This is a genomic window from Streptomyces sp. Y7, assembly GCF_043195415.1.
GTDB lineage: Bacteria > Actinomycetota > Actinomycetes > Streptomycetales > Streptomycetaceae > Streptomyces.
Window position 1 is genome coordinate 329,844 of the sequence record NZ_JBIDDQ010000001.1, and the last position, 15,725, is coordinate 345,568.

Below are 15,725 nucleotides of genomic sequence, written 5' to 3' on the forward strand. Positions count from 1 at the left end.
GAACGGGCTCAGAACTCGTTGCCCCAGCAGTACCGGGCGATCGTCTCCACGAGGACCAGCTTGCGCCGCTGGTCCTCGGCGCTGAGCAGCGGCCGGGTGGCCACGTCGGCGAAGCCCCGGGAAGGGGACACTGCCATGTCCTCGATGTCCTTGATCCCGGCGGCGGCGTCGACGCGGGTCATCACCGTGTCGATGTCCTCCAGGTCGGGCACGGCCGCGTCCACGGCGCCGAGGCACACGTCCCGGTGCTCCGGCAGCGCGCGGACCAGGTCGAGTTCGGCCTCGGTACCCGTGGCGAAGGGCAGGATCCAGCGGTCGGCCGGAATCCCGGCGTACATCCGCTCGGCGCGGGAGCGGTCGACCTCGGTGGGGGCGGTCCAGCCGGGGCAGACGCCGATGCGGACGCCGTCGGGGCGGTCGTCCACCCGTACCGCGAGCGCGTCGACCGCGAGCGCGTCCTCGAAGGACAGCTCGCCGGGATGTTCGCCAGCCAACAGACCCAACAGGAGAGGGTTGTTGAGTTGGATCAGGCGTACGCCCTCCGCGACCAGGTCCGCGATCTCGGCACGGATGATCTCCGCGAGGGCCTCGCCCAGGGCACGTGCGGAGGCCGGGCCGAGGCCGGGCCGGTACGTGGTCGCCGCCAGATAGGCCGGGGACGGCAGGGACACCTTGCGGGCGATCACCGTCAGATCGGCGAGCTGCGCGGTCCGGTCGGCCACCAGTGGGCCGTCCGCCTTGGGCAGCGACTCCGCCACCCAGCGGGTCAGGCCGTCGGCGTCGGTCTCGTCCGTACGCCGAAAGCCCGACACCGCGTCGAGGACCGCGCCGCGGAAGTCCGCACGGGGGAAGTCCCCGTCGGTGACGACCGTGGAACGCAGCTTGCGCTGGTACGCCACCCCGTCCCGCACGGCCGCCGTCACGGCCGCGGGGTCGTCGAGCGACAGGCCCGCCGGCCGGACCAGACTGCCGTGGTGGTCGATGCGGTAGTTGAACGTGTCGGCCATGAGTCAGTCCTTTCCGGCGGTGGTCAACCGGTCGACGCCATCGGGGGACGCCGGCCCGCCCGCCACACCCCAGGCGGCGAACTCCAGTTCGTACCCGAGGGACGCGAGGGCCTCTTCGGCGATCTGCTGGTCCTCGTCCGCCGTGCCGCCCGCGATGCCGAGGCCGCCGAGGATCTCGCCGTGCTTCTTGAGGGTGACGCTGCCCTCGGTGGCCATGATCGGCAGGGCGGCGCCGGGCAGTTGGGAGAGCTGGGAGAAGAAGACCGGCTGGCTCTCCTGCCATGTCTTCAGCATCTTGCCGGGGCGCTGCATGACGGCCGCGGTGTACGCCTTGGCGCGGGCGATGTCCGGGGTGAGCGGGCGCGCGCCGTCCGCGCGACGGATGGCGACGGGGAAGCCGCCCGCGTCCACCACGGCGACGCTCACCGCCTTGCCGACCGCCTGGGCGCGCTGGTGGGCGGCGGCGATGATCTTCTCGGCGGCGTCGAGACTCAGGCTGCTCATACTGCTTCCTTCGGTGGGGTCGGGGTGCGGCGCAGGCGGGCGATCGCGGCGTTGTACTGCTGCGGCGCCTCCCAGTACATGGAGTGCGGGGCGCCCGGGACGATCTCCAGGTGAGAGCCGGGCAGCAGCTCGTGAGCGCGGGTCACCGTCTTCACGCCGAGCACCGCGTCCTTCTCGCCGGCCAGGAAGGCCACCTGGACACCCGCCTGCTGGATGTCCTGCAGGGAGGGGCCGCCCGTGTCGAGGTTGCGCAGGTCGGCCATCCTGGCGACGTTGAAGGTGCCCATCTGCTGGAAGAGGAAGGTGAGGTCCGGGCGCTCCCGCCGGAACCCGGAGGTGAGCAGCCGGTCGAGGACGGGCAGTCTGACGGCCTCGGCACGGTCGGCGGCCGCCATTTCCCTGAGTTCCGGGTGGCTGATCCCGCCGAGGGAATGGCCGAGGACGACCGAGGTGACGCGCTCGGGGCGCAGCAGGGCGGCGCCCAGGGCGGCCACGCTGCCGATGGACTGGCCCACCAGCATGGTGTCGGTGAGGTCCTCGGCGTCGAGGACGGCGACGACGTCGCCGGGGAAGTCCTGGCCGTCGAACTCGGGCGTGGACGAGTCCGACCTGCCGAAGCCGCGCAGGTCCATGGTGACGATGGTGAACTCCGCGCGCAGTGCGGCCACTTGCTGCCACCACGCGGCGTGGTGCCCACCGCTGCCGTGCACGAAGAGGATCGCGGGACCGTTGCCGTGGCGCTCGTAGTAGATGGGGGTGCCGTCGGAGTCGGCGTAGGGCATGACGGACGCACTCCTGTCGGGCGGGTCAGTGGGGGCGCTTGCCGTGGTGGACGAGTTCGATCATGGTGTGGTCGGGGTCGTGGATGTAGCAGAACTTGGACTGGTTCTCGGGGCGTTCGATCGGGCGGGTGTGGCGGATGCCGAGCTCCCGCAGGTGCTGGAGGAAGTCGTCCCAGTCGTCTACCTCGACGGCGAAGTGGTAGGGCGCCATGCGTTCCATCTCCTCGACCGGCGTGAAGTGCAGGTCGAAGGTGCCCCGGGTCATCAGCACCACGCGGGTGTTGGACTTGGGCATGATCCGCTTCATCCCGAAGACCCTGGAGTACCACTCGGCGGTCCGGTCGGGGTCGGTGGTGGGGAAGTTGACGTGGTGGATGTAGCGCGGTTCTCGGCTCATGCCGGTGCCTCCTGGACGGGATTGGTGAGGACGCCGATGCCGCTGATCTCGACGTCCACGGTGTCCCCCGGCTCCAACTGGCAGGTCGCCTCCGCGCCCATCCACAGGACATCGCCGGGGTGCAGGGTGATGTACTTGGTGATCTCGACCATGTGGTCGTAGGGGTCGAAGACCATGTCGCCGGTGGGGAACGCGGCACGCTCCTGCCCGTTGACCCGCAGGGTGGTCCTCTGCGCGAGGGCGTCGACGTCCGTCTCGATCCAGGGGCCCATCGGTTTGAAGGTGTCGCTGTTCTTGCTGCGCCAGAACGTCCTGTCCCGGTGCTGCCAGGCGCGGGCGCTGACGTCGTTGCCGATGGTCCAGCCGAAGACGGACGCGCGTGCCTCCTCGTGGGAAGCGCGCCGGACCGTACGGCCGATGACGGCGACGAGTTCGGGCTCGGCCTCGAAGCGGCCCTCGACGTCGCGTGGTCTGACGATGGGGGAACCGTGGCCGGTGAGCGCGTTGTTGGCGCGATAGCCGACCTCGGGGCGGTCCGGGAGGGCGGCACCGGCGTGCTCGATGTGGCGCCGGTAGTTCATGCCGACCGCGTAGAACACGGGTGGGACGACCGGCGGCAGCCAGACGGCGGTTGCGCGCGGGATCGCGCCGTTCACCGTGGGCCGGCCGTCGATCGGCGACCCGGACAGCAGCTCGACGTCCCGGTCTCCCACCCGCCCCCATGCGGCCCGGCCGTTCACCAGGACACGGGCGTACCTCATGACGCCAGCAGATGGGAGACGCGCTTGGTGACGAGGTAGGCGTCCAGCGCCTCCGGCCCGCCCTCCCGGCCGTAGCCGCTGTCCTTCACCCCGCCGGAGGGTGCCTCGTGGACCGAGCCGCCGCAGTGGTTGATGGACAGGATCCCGGCCTCCAGCTCGCCGGCCAGCCGCTCGGCGGTGGCCGCGGAGTCGGTGAACCCGTACGCGGCCAGTCCGTACGGCAGTGCGTTCGCCGTCCGCAGTGCCTCGTCGAGATCGGTGAACGGCACGATGGGAGCGACCGGCCCGAACGGCTCCTCATGCATCAGCCGGGCGTCCGGCGGTACGTCGGTCAGGACGGTCGGTGGGTGGAAGTACCCGGCGCGGCCGGGGCGTTCGACGCCGGTGAGGACCTTCGCGCCGCGCGCGACGGCGTCGGCGGTCAGCTCTTCCACGGCCTTCAGCCGGCGCTCGTTGGCGAGCGGCCCCATGGTCGTGCCGTCCGCCAGGCCGTCACCGACGACGACCTCCTCGGCGGCCCGTACGAACGCGGTGGTGAACTCCTCGACCAGGCTCTCGTGGACGAGGAAGCGGCTGGGTGAGGTGCAGACCTGGCCCGCGTTCACGAACTTCGCCCCGGCCGAGCGGCGGGCGGCCGTGACCGGGTCGGCGTCCGCGCACACGATCACCGGGGCGTGGCCGCCCAGTTCCATCAGCGAGGGCTTCATGACCTTCCCGGCCTCGGCGGCGAGCAGCTTGCCGACGGGGACCGAGCCGGTGAAGGCGATCAGGCGGGTGACCTCGGACGCGATCAGGTGGGTGGAGACCTCCGCCGGTTCACCGAGGACGAGGTTGAGCGCGCCGGCCGGCAGTCCGGCGTCGGCGAAGCAGCGCACCAGTTCCATGGCCGTGGCCGGGGTCTCCTCCGACGCCTTGATGACGAGGGAGCAGCCGGCGGACAGAGCCGAGGAGATCTTCCGCATCGGGCCGCCGGCCGGGAAGTTCCACGGCACGAACGCCGCGACGGGGCCGATCGGTTCACGACGCACCGTCAGCACGGTCCCGGGGGCGGAGGGGACGATGCGGCCGTAGGCGCGGCGGGCGTCGTCGGCGTGCCAGCGCAGCGTGTCGGCCACGCGGCGGGCCTCCCCCACCGCCTCCGCCAGGGGCTTGCCCTGCTCCAGGGTCATGATGCGGCCGATGTCGGCGGCGCGTTCGGTGAGCAGGTCGGCGGCCTTGTGCAGGATGGCCGTGCGCCGGGCGATGGGGAGCGCACGCCAGGTCTCGAACCCGTCGGCAGCGGCGACGAGGGCGTGGTCGAGGTCGGCGACGGCGGCGAGCGGTACCTCTCCGATCACCTCCTCGGTGGCCGGGTTGACGATCGGGGCGGTACGGCCGGTGGCGCCCTGGCACCACTCGCCCGCGATGTGCATGCGGACGGCGGGGTAGGCGTGGTCGGTGCTCATGGGTGGGTGCCCTCTCGGGTCAGGATGCGGGGGCTTCCTGGTCGCGGTTGGTTCGCAGCGCCCAGATGTGATGGGGCGGAGCCGTCTCGTGGACGCGTGTCTCGTAGGAGTCGTCGACCCGGTCCATGTCGGCGGCGTACTCGACGCGTCCGCCGCACGGCGCGTGCAGGAAGCGGAAGACGTTGGAGCCGAGGGTGTGCCGGCCGAGTCGGCGTGCCTCGCGCCAGCCCTGCTCGATCATGTGGTTGCCGCCCTCCACCACGTCGTCGAAGCCGGGGACCTCGTAGGCGATGTGGTTGACGCCGGCCTTGTCGGGGCGGTGGCACAGCAGCATGGTGTGCTGGTCGTCGTCGCCCGGTGCCTGCATGAACACGCCCATGGGCTCGACCACGTCGGTGGGCCGGAAGCCGAGGCGCCGCGTGTAGAAGGCGACGGCTTCGTCCTTGCCCTGTGCGGGGATGTTGAGCGCCACGTGGCACATGCGCAGGGGCCGTACGCGGGTGATGGCCCGCACGGGGGTGTTCCAGCGCTTCACGTCGCCCGGCGCGTTGGCCGGCCTGCGCGTGAGGGCCGTGGGCTTCGGGCGGGCGAGGGTGAGTCCCACTCCGAAGCCGGTCCGGTCCACGGTGTGGTGGACGCCGTCGGCGCTCAGGCGGACCTCGCGGTCCCTGCCCGCCTCGGCCGCGAGCCGCTCCACCTCCTGCGGGGTGTCGACGCCCCAGACGACCTCGCGCAGGGTGGGGCCTTTCTCCACCGGCGGCGGCAGCAGCGGGTCGGGGCGGGTGTCCAGGTGGAGCGTCTGGCCGGTGAGCGTCTCGAACACGGCGTGCTCGTCGGTGCGCTCCAGCAGGAACAGTCCGAAGTCGCCGAAGAACCGCACGCACGCGTCGAGGTCGTCGATTGCGTAGGTGACCGATTCTATTCGCTGGATTCCCATGAATTCCTCGTTCTTCCGGGTCGCCCGGTGAGCGTAGGTATCGGAACGTGGGCGTCTCAACGGCCCGAGGCCGCCCGAGTTCGCAATCGTTTCTTGCGGCTAGCGCCGGATCGCCGGAATGGGATGGTGGGAGAACCACTCGGCGAGGAACTCCAGGAACACGCTGATCTTGCGTGGCGTGTCCTGCCCCGGTCCGTGGATCGCGTACAGCGGGCGGTCGGGTACGGGCAGTTCGGGCAGCAGGACCCGCAGCGCGCCCGTGACGAGGTCGTCGTACGCCGGACGCTGCGGGATCAGCGCGATGCCCCGCCCGTGGACCGCCGCCTTCTGCAGGGCGAGGTACGAGTTGGACGAGAAGGCGATGTTGCGGATCTTGTGCAGGGTGCTCGCGTGGCCGTGCCCGATGCGCCACACCGGGTCGTTGACGTGCACCAGGCAGTCGTGCACGGCGATGTCGTTGGGATGGCCGAGCGGGCCGCACCGCTTGATGTACTCCTCCGACGCGCACAGCACGAACGGCAGGGAGGCGATCTTTTTCAGGCGGACGCTGGAATCCCGCAGGTCGCGGGTATGGAAAGCAACGTCGAATCCGCCGTCCAGGAAGTCGTACGTGCGGTCCGACATACCACCGAGTTCGAATCGGACCTGAATTTTCGGATGGGCGGCGGAGAATGCCGCGATCGCGTCGCCCAGGTCCAGACTGCCGATCCATTTGGGGCAGATGATGCTGAGGGAGCCCTCGGCACGGTCGTGGAGCTGGGCGATGGCGGCGTCCTGCGCGTCGATCTCGTCGAGGATCCGGGCGGCGAACTCGGCGTACCGCTGCCCGGGTTCGGTGAGGCTCACCGAGCGCGCGGTGCGGTTGACCAGACGCACGCCCACCTGCCGTTCCAGTTCGGCGACGTGCCGTGACACCAGCGATCCCGATGAGCCCAGCTTCTTGGCGGCCTGATTGAAGCTGCCCGCGTGGGCGACGGTGACGAAGCTGTGCATCAGGAGCAAGCGATCCATGGTTCCTCCGCCTACTACGAGCCGGCGCCTACTGGGGGCAGTACTGAGGGGCCTCGCTCACGTTGTCCTTGGTCACCAACACAAGAGGAATGTCGGAGATTTTGTCAACACTCTTGTCGTCATCGAGGAGTCCGATCGCGTTCTTCACCGCGGTCCGCCCGATCGTCATGGCGGAGTTGGCGACGGTGGCGGAGAAGCGGCCGTCCTCGACGGCGGCCAGCCCGTCCTCCGTGCCGTTGACGGTCACGATCTTGACGTCCTCGGCACCTGCCGCGTCGAACGCCTTGCGTACGGCCAGCCCCATCTCCTCGTTGGCGACGAAGGCGTAGTCGAGATCGGGGTGGGCCTGGATCATGTTCTCGGCGACGTCCTGCGCCTTGGCCGGGTTGAACATGCCGGGCTGGTTCGCGACGACCTTCGCGTTGGCCGGCAGAGCAGCCTGGAACCCGCCCACGAGGAGGTCGGACGCGGCGCCCGGGGCGCCCGCGACGATCCCGACCGTCACGTCCTTGCCTGCCGCGTCCTTCTCGATCCAGCCCGCGTCCAGGCCGCCGACCTTCTTCAGATCGACGACGGCGGCGCCCAGCACGTCGGACATGTCGCTGGTGGCCACCGAGGTCAGGTAGATCGGGATCCCCGCGGCTCTGGCCTTGGCTATGTCGCCGTCGAGGGCGTCGACATTGACGGTCTGGACGATCAGGGCGTCGACGCTCCGGGAGATCATGTCCTCGATGTTGGACAACTCGGTCCCGGCGTCCTGCTTGGAGTTGGCCGAGTAGACCGTCGCGCCCTCCGCCTCGGCCTCCTGCTCGACCGCCTTGAGCAGACAGCTGTGGAAGTGGGTGTTGGCGCCGTTGACGAAACCGAGGCTGACCGAACCGGCGGCACCGGCGCCGTCGGATTCCGAGCCGCAGCCGGCGAGCACCAGGGCCGCGGTGGCCGTGAGGGAGGCCACGACCGCACGACGGGAAGGAGGGGTTGGCTTCATTGGGTACGCCTTTCCTGCAGGGGTGGGAGAAAGGGGGCCGCGGCCTCAGTGCCCGGGCACCGACCGTCGCTGGAACTCGTTGATGACCGCCGCGACGAGCAGCACCGCTCCGGTCACGACGAACTGGTAGTAGCTGTTGACCTGGAGCAGGTTGAGGGCGTTGGCGACGACGCCGAGCAGCACCACGCCGAGGGCGGTCCCGACGACGGTGCCGTGGCCGCCCGCGAGGGACGTGCCGCCGATGACGACGGCCGCCACGGCGGTCAACTGCAGTTGCAGGCCACCGGTGTTGGGGGCGGCGGCGCCGAGCCGGGACAGCAGCATCAGCCCGGCCAGGCCCGCGAGCCCTCCGGCCAGGGCGTACAGGGCGAGCTTGCGTCCGGCGACGTTGATGCCGCTGAGCCGGGCGACGTGCTCGTTGCCGCCCATGGCGAAGGCGTCACGGCCGAAGGTGGTGAACCGCATGGCCAGACCGATCACCACGAGCACGAGCAGCGCCACGACGAGCAGATACGGGACGCCCAGGACGTCGGAGTTGCCGAGCCCTGACATCGTGTCGCCGATGGTGACGCTCATGCCGTTCAGGACGAGCAGGGCGACGCCGTCCAGCAGCATCGCGGAGGCGAGGGTGGCGACGAACGGGGCGACCCGGGTGAAGGTGACCACCAGCCCGTTGACCAGGCCGATCACCGTGGCCAGGAGCAGCGTGAGGACGACGGTGACGGGCGTGGACCAGCCGTCGTGCAGCAGTTGCGCGGCCACGGACAGGGTGACGGCGGCGTTGCTGCCCATGGAGAAGTCCATGCCGCCTGAGGTCATCAGCAGGGTCAGACCGCCGGCGATCACCGCGGTCACGCTGATCTGCCGGAGGACGTTGAGCAGGTTCTGCGAGGTCGTGAAGGAGTCGGCCTGGACGGTGGTGAACACGGCCACCAGGAGGAGGACCACGACCAGTCCCCCGTGCGGCGCGTGCATCAGCCGCTTCGGCGTCGGACGGTGCGCGGTGGCCCGGTCGGTCGAGCCGCCCACGGCCTCGGGCGCGGCGGAGGGGGTCTTGAGGCTCACTGGGGCTGACCTCCGAAAGCGGTCGCTACGAGTTCGTCGCGGGTGATGGCGGAGATGTCGTGTTCGGCGACCGTGCGTCCGGCGCTGACGACGACGACCCGGTCGGCGAGGCGCATGACCTCCTCGGCGGACGAGGAGGCGAGCAGTACGGCGACGCCGCGCGAGGCGAGGTCGTCGAGGAGTGTGTGGATGTCGGCCATGGCGGCGACGTCCACTCCGTTGGTGGGGTCCTCCAGGAAGCACGCGACCGGCTCGGTCTCCAGCCATTTGCCGAGCAGGACCTTCTGCTGGTTGCCCCCGGAGAGGGCGCCGACCGGCGGGTTGCCGGTGAGGGCGACCACGCCGTACGTGTGGCGCAACGGGGCGGCCCGGCGGGCGAGTTCACGGCGGCGGTGCAGCCTGCGCCGGGTGAAGCGGTCGTCGGCGAGCATCAGGTTCTCGTCCAGGGTCAGGCCGGGCACCAGGCCCAGGGAGCGGCGGTCGCCGGTGACGCAGCGCAGCCCGCTGGCGAGGGAGGCGGCGACACGGCCGAAGGGCACGGGCCTGCCGTCGACATACAGTGCGCCCGCGTCGGGGCGCCGGCGTCCCGACAGCAGGTCGAAGAGCCGGGACTGGGCGTCCCCCGCGGGTCCGAGGACGGCGACGATCTCGCCCTTCCGCACCTCGACGCGGAAGTCCCGGATGGCCCGGCCGTGGCTCAACCCGCTGACGGTGAGCCCGCTTTCGGCCTTGGGCGCCGGGCGTTCGGGGCGCCGGGAGACGACGTCCCGGCCCACCATGCCGCGTACGAGGGAGGTCCGGTCCCAGTCGGCGGCGGGTGCGCTGCGGACGAGGTCACCGTCCCGCAGGACGGTGACGCGGTCGGCGACGGCCATGACCTCGTCGATGTAGTGCGAGATGTAGACGACGGCCACGCCCTCGTCCCGCAGGGTCCGCACCAGGGAGCGGATCCGGTTCGCGTCCCCGGCGCTGAGGCAGGCGGTCGGCTCGTCGAGGATGAGGACGCGGCCGCCGCGTCGTACCTCGCGCGCCACCTCCACCATGGTTTGCTCGGCGACGGTGAGCGTGCCGGCGATCCGGTCGACGCCGATGTCGATGCCGAGGCCGGAGAGCGCCGCGTACGCCTCGGACCCGACCGCCCTCCAGTGCACCGCGCCGCGGCGAGTCGGCAGGCTGCCCAACAGGATGTTCTCGGCGACGGTCAGCCCCATGGCCAGCTCCCGGCGCTGCGGCACACAGGAGATGCCGAGCCGACGGGCCTGACGCACGGTCAGTGCGGAGCGCCGCTGCCCGTCGACGTCGATGGTGCCCGCGTCGGCCTGGTGAACTCCGGAGAGGATCTGCACCAGCGTGGACTTGCCGGCGCCGTTCATGCCCATCAGCGCGTGGATCTCGCCGGGGTGCAGATCGAGGTCGACTCCCTTCAGCGCGGCCGCCCCGCCGAAGGCCTTGGTGAGACCTCGTACGCGGACGACGGCCGGCGGCCGGGCCGGTGTCGGTGGCGATGTCGGTGTCGGTGGCGTCACGGCGGTATCTCCCGGGGTGGGCCGGTCCGTGAGGGGTGTCACGGCTGCGACCGGTCGGTGCCGGGGACGACACGCCCGTAGCCGCGCACGTCCGGGAAGGGGGGCTGCCTGTCGGCCTGGAGGTCCACCTGGAAGGCGTTCAGACACATGCCGAGCATGGTGAAGTTGCCGAGCGCGCCGATGGTGTCGACCAGTCCTCTGGCACCGAAGTGACCGAGCGCCAGGGCGAAGGTGTCGTCGCAGACGAAGTGGTCTTCCAGGATCTCGTGGCAGAACTGGTAGAACGCCCGGTCCCGTTCGTCGTCGAAGACGGCCGCGCGCTTCTCGGCGATGGCGTCGACGGCGGCCTCCGGTATCCCGGCCTCGATCGCCTGCCGCACATGCGCGTTCCAGGAGTACTGGGCGTCCCAGTGGCGCGCTGCCATGAGCAGGCTCAGCTCGCGCAGGTGCTTCGGCAGACTGCAGTCGAAACGTGCGAAGGCGCCGAGGGATTCGGCCCGTTCGCACATCTCCGGGCTGTGCAGCCAGACCCGGAACGGGCCGCGTACGGCACCGCGGCGGCCGGCGATCCGGGCGGCCAGCTCCTGCTGCCGCGGATCCATTTCCTCATCAGTGAGTACGGGGAGCCTCATGTAGCCGATACCTGCCTTTTCTCTCCGGCGTGTTCGGGCACGGGTCCATCAGCCGTGCGGTGCCAGAGGACGGTACCGGCGGGTCCGAGAAGCTCACCCTCCTCGAAATGCAAGGTAAAGCTGCACTCCAGGGGGCAGCCGTTCGCGGGGCGGCGACCTAACGTCGTTCGGCGCAGCACCGACACAAGCCGGAACACCGGAGAGGAACCCCGGATGACCACGATCATCAAGGCCGCGTCCGTGCCCCTGCTCGACCGGGGCGGATCGGTCGTGACGACGCCGCTGATCACCACGCCGTCCGCGGGCGGAGAGAACCTGATCACCAGCGGCATGAGCGTCTATCCGGTCGGCTCCGGGGCACCGCTGCACTCGCACAACTGCGACGAGCACGTCACCGTCCTGGAGGGCGAGGCTGAGGTGGTCGTGGACGGCGAGGTGACGAAGCTGAAGCAGTACGACACCACCTACGTCCCCTCCCCGGTCCCCCACCTGTTCCGCAACACCGGCGACCGGCCGCTGCGCATCCTGTGGGTGTACTCGTCGGGCCATGTGACCCGGACGTTCACGGAGACCGGCCGAACGGTGGAGCATCTCTCGGCCGAGGACCAGATGGGGTGAGGTGTGCCGCTCCCATGCCTGCGGGGTACGTTCTCCGAGCAGGGCCTGCGACAGGGTCCACGGCGTACCGGGCGGCGCCGTGCAGGGGGCCGGCGCTCAGGTCGAGCTGGTTGCAGGGGCCGTGCGCTCAGGGGGTGAGCATCCGGTCCTGCTCCACCGGGGGTGTGCCGTCGCGCCAGGTCAGGGCCTTGCCGAAGCGGACCAACTCGCCGTAGAGGGCGGGATCGACGTGTTCGGCGAGGACCAGGTCGAGCACGGCCGCGGCGGCCTTGGCGGGTGACTGGGCGTGGCTGTAGTCGCTGAACCAGGGGCGCGAGGTGGCGGTGTCGACCATGCCGGGGCACACGGAGGCGATCAGCGTGCCCGTCGCTAGATCGCGTTCGCGGCGTTCCGCGGCGACCGCCCGGACCGCGGCGACCTGAGCCACCTTCGAGGGCACGTTCAGCCAGACCGGCCAGCCTCCCTCCTGCGCGGTCCGGTTGTGGATGGCGCTGCGCCACGACTCGACGGCGTACTCGACCTGCTCCAGGCTCGCCCGGTCGAACAGATGGTGCAGCCGCGGGTCGAGATGCCCCAGGGTGCCCAGGCTGCTGGCCACCACGAGCAGCCGCCCGCCCGGGCGCAGCACCGGGCCGAAGGACCGCAGGATCGCGTGCGTGGCGGTGTTGGAGACGTCGATGAACTCGTCCGCCCGCGCCGCCTGCGACTCCTCGGGCAGCAGCCGGGCGACCGCGTTGGAGATGACGACGTCGACGCCTCCGTGCCGGGACCGGAGCTCCTCGGCGAGGCTGCCGACCGCGTCGGGGTCCGTGACGTCCAGGACCCGGCCCTCGACGCGTGCGCGGGTGCCGGGCAGCCGGCCCACCTCGCGGGCGGCGTCCGTCACGCGTTGGTGACTGCGGCCGGTGAGCAGGACCAGGTCGTCCGGCTCCATGCGGGCCGCCAGCCCTTCGACGAGGGCACGGCCGAGACCTTGGTTGGCGCCCGTCACGAGGGCGATACGAGAAGCGTTCATGCATGCCACGCTAGGAAGCCCTTGGGCATGCGTCCAACGAAAGTCAGGCATGGCCAGTATGCGGAAACGTCATGGACCTTTCGGATGCTGGATGCTCAGGGTCGGTCGAGCGACTCCAACGCATCCCGCAGGGCGGCCCGGGAGCTGATGCCGAGTTTGGGGAACAGCTGGTAGAGGTGCGTGGACACGGTCCGCGGCGAAAGGAAGAGCCGTTCCCCGATTTGCTTGTTGGTCAGTCCCGCCGCCGCGAGGCTCGCGATCTCCCGCTGCTGAGGGGTCAGGGCGATGCTCTCGGATCCGGCGGCCGGTCCTCGGACCGTGCTGCCGCACGCGCGCAGTTCCTTGGCCGCGCGGTCGGCCCAGGGTGTCGCACCGAGGCGGGTGAAGGTGTGGACGGCGGTCTCCAGGTGCCCGCGCGCCTGCGCCGGCGCACGGCCGCGCCGCAGCCGCTCACCGTAGTAGAGGTGGATGCGGGCGAGCTCGAACGGCCAGCGTTCGCGGCCTTCGACCGACAGGGCGGTGTCGAAGCGCAGTTCGGCCTCCTCGTCGCTTCCGGCGGCCAGGGCGTCGGCGCCGAGGAGGACGAAGTTCAGCCGCGCCGAGGTTCGGTGCAGTCCGGCAGCACGGGCGACGCCGATGTGCCGTAGCGCCTGGTCGCGGCGCCCGGAGCGTACGGCTGCTTCCACGGTGTCCAGGAGGACCCACAGCGCCATCCTGACGAAGGGCGGGAACGATCCGGCCGGGGCGATGGCGGTCACGTGCCGGTACGCCGCCTCGAAGTCTCCCTGGCCCAGGGCGATCAGCGTGCGGACGTGGGCGGCGTAGCAGCGGACGGTGTGTGCGCGGCGGGACCCGGCCCACTGGTCCATGCGGTCGGCGAGACGCCGCGCGTCCTCGAAGTCGCCGGTCGCGGCGATCACATTGGCCGTGAGGTACTTCGCGGGCCAGGAGCGCAGGGTGTACTGGTACTCCTCGCTCAGGTCCAGCGCGTCGCGGGCGGCGCTCCGCAGTTCGTCCCACCGTCCCGCGAACCAGGCGTGATGGCAGAACAGAACCAGCGCCTGGATGGCGGGGAAGACGTTGTCGGCCGCACGTTCGCCGTAGCCGACGCGCCGCAGTGGCGCTTCCAGCGGGCCGAGGCGGTCCACGCACGACGCGGCGATTCCGACCCGCACGGCCTGCACCGGATCGGGCGCGTTGAGCGCGGCTGCGATCGCGGCGTCCAGTCGGGCGAGGGCGGCGGGGCCAGCGCTCACGGGGTCGCCGAAGGTGGCCCGGGTCACCTCCAGCAGCTCCGGCGGCGACGGGAAGTTCGACAGCGCCTCGTCGAAGGCCGGCCACAGTTCCGCTCGGCCGCCGTAGAAGCACACCATCAGCAGGGTGAACATGGCGTCGAGGAGTGTGGTGTCGTTCGGGTCGTGCGGAGTGTCCTGCAGGGCTATCGCGCCGCTGAGCACACGGTGCGCGGTGTCGATGTCTCCGTAGCTGTTCAGCAGGTGGATCGCCGTGGCGACGGCGGCCGGCAGGGAGTCGGGGCCGGGAGCGGCCTGGCGGGCGTGGTCGAGCAGCCGGGGGACGTCGCGCAGGTTCCCGGTGAGTGTGGCGCCCACATACGCGGCCTTGGCCAGGCGGCGGGCCTGCGCGGAACCGTGCGGACTCAGGTCCGCCGCGCGGGCCAGTGCCGCCACGGCGCTGGGTCCGTCGCCGCGTCCGGCGCTCAGTTCGGCGACTTCTTCGAGGAGGGCGGCGATCTGTTCGTCGGGTTCGACCGCGGCGCGGCCGAGGTGCCAGGCACGCTGTTCCGGAACGCCGGTCCACGCTTCCGCGAGCGCGCGGTGCACGCTGCGGCGCTGCTCGCCGGTGGACAGCTCCACGACGGCGGAGCGGATCAGCGAGTGCCGGAACTCCAGGCGCCCGGTGATCTCGTCGGTGTGGACCAGCTGGACCCGTTCGGCAGCGGCCCAGTGCTTCATGCCGCATCGGTCCGCCACGGCCCGGCGGACGATGTGTGCGTTGCCGCTGCCCTCCAGCGCCGCGACGAGCAGCAGGTGCCGGGTGGCGGCGGGCAGCCCCGTGATACGCGAGGCGAACGCGGACTGAAGACGCTGGGTCAGTGGCAGGCGCGGGGGCAGGGCGTGCGATTCCGCCTGCTGGAGGCCGGTGAGCGTGGTCGGAAGCTCCAGCAGCGCCAGCGGGTTGCCTTCGGCGTCGGCCATCAGGCGGCGCCTGACCCGCGGGGCCAGTGCCGGGAAACGGCGGGTCAGCAGGGCCTCGGCGGCGGCCTCGTCGAGCGGACCGACCTCGTGGAGCGGAAGCCCGCTGTGGTCGAAGAAACTCTCCTGCCCGGCGCGGGCGGCGGCCATCATCCCGATGCCGGCGCCCAGGAGGCGGGCGACCTGGGCCAGGATGTCCGCGCTGGCCCGGTCCAGCCACTGCGCGTCGTCGAGGACGAGGAGCGTGGATCGCTCGCAGGATTCCTGCGCCAGCAGGGACACCACCGCGTCGGCGACCGCTTCGTGCCCGGTCCCGTGGACCGAGCCGCGCCCGCTGCCTCGTTCGGCGAGCGCCGCGGTGCCGTGCTCGAAGCCGAGCGCCGCGGCGAGAGCGGGGCTTCGCACCGCGGCTGTCCGGACCTTCGGCGTCGAGGTCAGCAACTGCCGGAGCGCGCCGTAACTGGCCTCGGCACGGTACTGAACTCCGGCTGTCCGCAGCACACGCATCCCCGCGGAGTCGGCCTGACGGGCGACCGCGCCGAGCAATGCCGTCTTGCCGACGCCCGGCTCCCCCAGCACCATCACGGCCGCGCCGACGCGGCGAACGTCGGCCAGGAACTCCGCGAGCCTCGTCAGGTCGTTCTCGCGGCCGACCAGGGATGTGTCCATGTCTCAAGTCAACCTTCAGTACGGTCGAGTCGCCATGTCCCGGACCGTTGCAGAGTGTCCGGTGGAACCGCGGTGTTGATCCCTGAGACGAAATGGACGGGCACCGTTCGGGATGTCGGGGTCTGCGGGCGGCCACCGCATGGGCGCGTCGGCCT

15 protein-coding genes are annotated in these 15,725 nt (G+C 71.1%); 1 reads left to right on the forward strand and 14 read right to left on the reverse strand.

The annotated features are described in order from the left end of the window. Nucleotides 1-8: 8 nt before the first annotated feature. From ACGFW6_RS01375 to ACGFW6_RS01430, 12 genes are all read right to left on the reverse strand, one after another. Nucleotides 9-1,007, reverse strand: a complete 999-nt coding sequence (locus ACGFW6_RS01375; protein WP_393503206.1) for a methionine synthase II (cobalamin-independent)-like protein — start codon at nt 1,005-1,007, stop codon at nt 9-11. Between the two features lie 3 nt (nt 1,008-1,010). Further along, nucleotides 1,011-1,511 (reverse strand): heme-binding protein, encoded by a 501-nt coding sequence (locus ACGFW6_RS01380; RefSeq protein WP_393503208.1) that lies wholly within the window; start codon nt 1,509-1,511, stop codon nt 1,011-1,013. After that, nucleotides 1,508-2,293, reverse strand: coding sequence for an alpha/beta fold hydrolase (locus tag ACGFW6_RS01385; RefSeq protein WP_393503210.1), 786 nt, complete (start codon nt 2,291-2,293; stop codon nt 1,508-1,510). The genes ACGFW6_RS01380 and ACGFW6_RS01385 overlap by 4 nt, the downstream gene beginning before the upstream one ends. A 25-nt stretch (nt 2,294-2,318) precedes the next feature. Beyond that, complete coding sequence (locus ACGFW6_RS01390) at nt 2,319-2,690, reverse strand: VOC family protein (RefSeq protein ID WP_393503212.1); 372 nt, start codon at nt 2,688-2,690, stop codon at nt 2,319-2,321. Beyond that, entirely contained in the window at nt 2,687-3,451 is a 765-nt protein-coding gene (locus tag ACGFW6_RS01395; protein WP_393503214.1) for a fumarylacetoacetate hydrolase family protein, read from the reverse strand. Before ACGFW6_RS01395 ends, ACGFW6_RS01390 begins: the two co-directional genes overlap by 4 nt. Continuing rightward, complete coding sequence (locus ACGFW6_RS01400) at nt 3,448-4,896, reverse strand: NAD-dependent succinate-semialdehyde dehydrogenase (protein ID WP_393503216.1); 1,449 nt, start codon at nt 4,894-4,896, stop codon at nt 3,448-3,450. The genes ACGFW6_RS01395 and ACGFW6_RS01400 overlap by 4 nt, the downstream gene beginning before the upstream one ends. A 19-nt stretch (nt 4,897-4,915) precedes the next feature. Next, a complete protein-coding gene (locus tag ACGFW6_RS01405) occupies nt 4,916-5,833 on the reverse strand; it encodes a VOC family protein (RefSeq protein ID WP_393503218.1) in 918 nt (305 codons plus the stop codon). 99 nt (nt 5,834-5,932) lie between these two features. Beyond that, nucleotides 5,933-6,844 carry a LysR family transcriptional regulator gene (locus ACGFW6_RS01410; protein WP_393503220.1) on the reverse strand — a complete coding sequence of 304 codons (912 nt, stop codon included), beginning with the start codon at nt 6,842-6,844 and terminating at the stop codon, nt 5,933-5,935. Between the two features lie 28 nt (nt 6,845-6,872). After that, a complete protein-coding gene (locus tag ACGFW6_RS01415; RefSeq protein WP_393503221.1) occupies nt 6,873-7,832 on the reverse strand; it encodes a sugar ABC transporter substrate-binding protein in 960 nt (319 codons plus the stop codon). 45 nt (nt 7,833-7,877) lie between these two features. Next, nucleotides 7,878-8,897 (reverse strand): ABC transporter permease, encoded by a 1,020-nt coding sequence (locus ACGFW6_RS01420; RefSeq protein ID WP_393503223.1) that lies wholly within the window; start codon nt 8,895-8,897, stop codon nt 7,878-7,880. Next, nucleotides 8,894-10,423 (reverse strand): sugar ABC transporter ATP-binding protein, encoded by a 1,530-nt coding sequence (locus ACGFW6_RS01425; protein ID WP_393503225.1) that lies wholly within the window; start codon nt 10,421-10,423, stop codon nt 8,894-8,896. The genes ACGFW6_RS01420 and ACGFW6_RS01425 overlap by 4 nt, the downstream gene beginning before the upstream one ends. Nucleotides 10,424-10,461: 38 nt before the next feature. Continuing rightward, nucleotides 10,462-11,025 (reverse strand): carboxymuconolactone decarboxylase family protein, encoded by a 564-nt coding sequence (locus ACGFW6_RS01430; RefSeq protein WP_393503227.1) that lies wholly within the window; start codon nt 11,023-11,025, stop codon nt 10,462-10,464. Nucleotides 11,026-11,268: 243 nt separating this feature from the next. On the opposite strand from ACGFW6_RS01430, the gene ACGFW6_RS01435 reads away from it, so the two are divergent. Further along, nucleotides 11,269-11,673: a cupin domain-containing protein gene (locus ACGFW6_RS01435; RefSeq protein ID WP_393503229.1), complete on the forward strand. Its 405-nt coding sequence runs from the start codon at nt 11,269-11,271 to the stop codon at nt 11,671-11,673. Between the two features lie 127 nt (nt 11,674-11,800). On the opposite strand, the gene ACGFW6_RS01440 is transcribed toward ACGFW6_RS01435, so the two are convergent. After that, nucleotides 11,801-12,688: an SDR family NAD(P)-dependent oxidoreductase gene (locus ACGFW6_RS01440; protein WP_393503231.1), complete on the reverse strand. Its 888-nt coding sequence runs from the start codon at nt 12,686-12,688 to the stop codon at nt 11,801-11,803. Between the two features lie 95 nt (nt 12,689-12,783). Continuing rightward, nucleotides 12,784-15,570 carry an AAA family ATPase gene (locus ACGFW6_RS01445; RefSeq protein WP_393503233.1) on the reverse strand — a complete coding sequence of 929 codons (2,787 nt, stop codon included), beginning with the start codon at nt 15,568-15,570 and terminating at the stop codon, nt 12,784-12,786. Between the last annotated feature and the right edge of the window lie 155 nt (nt 15,571-15,725).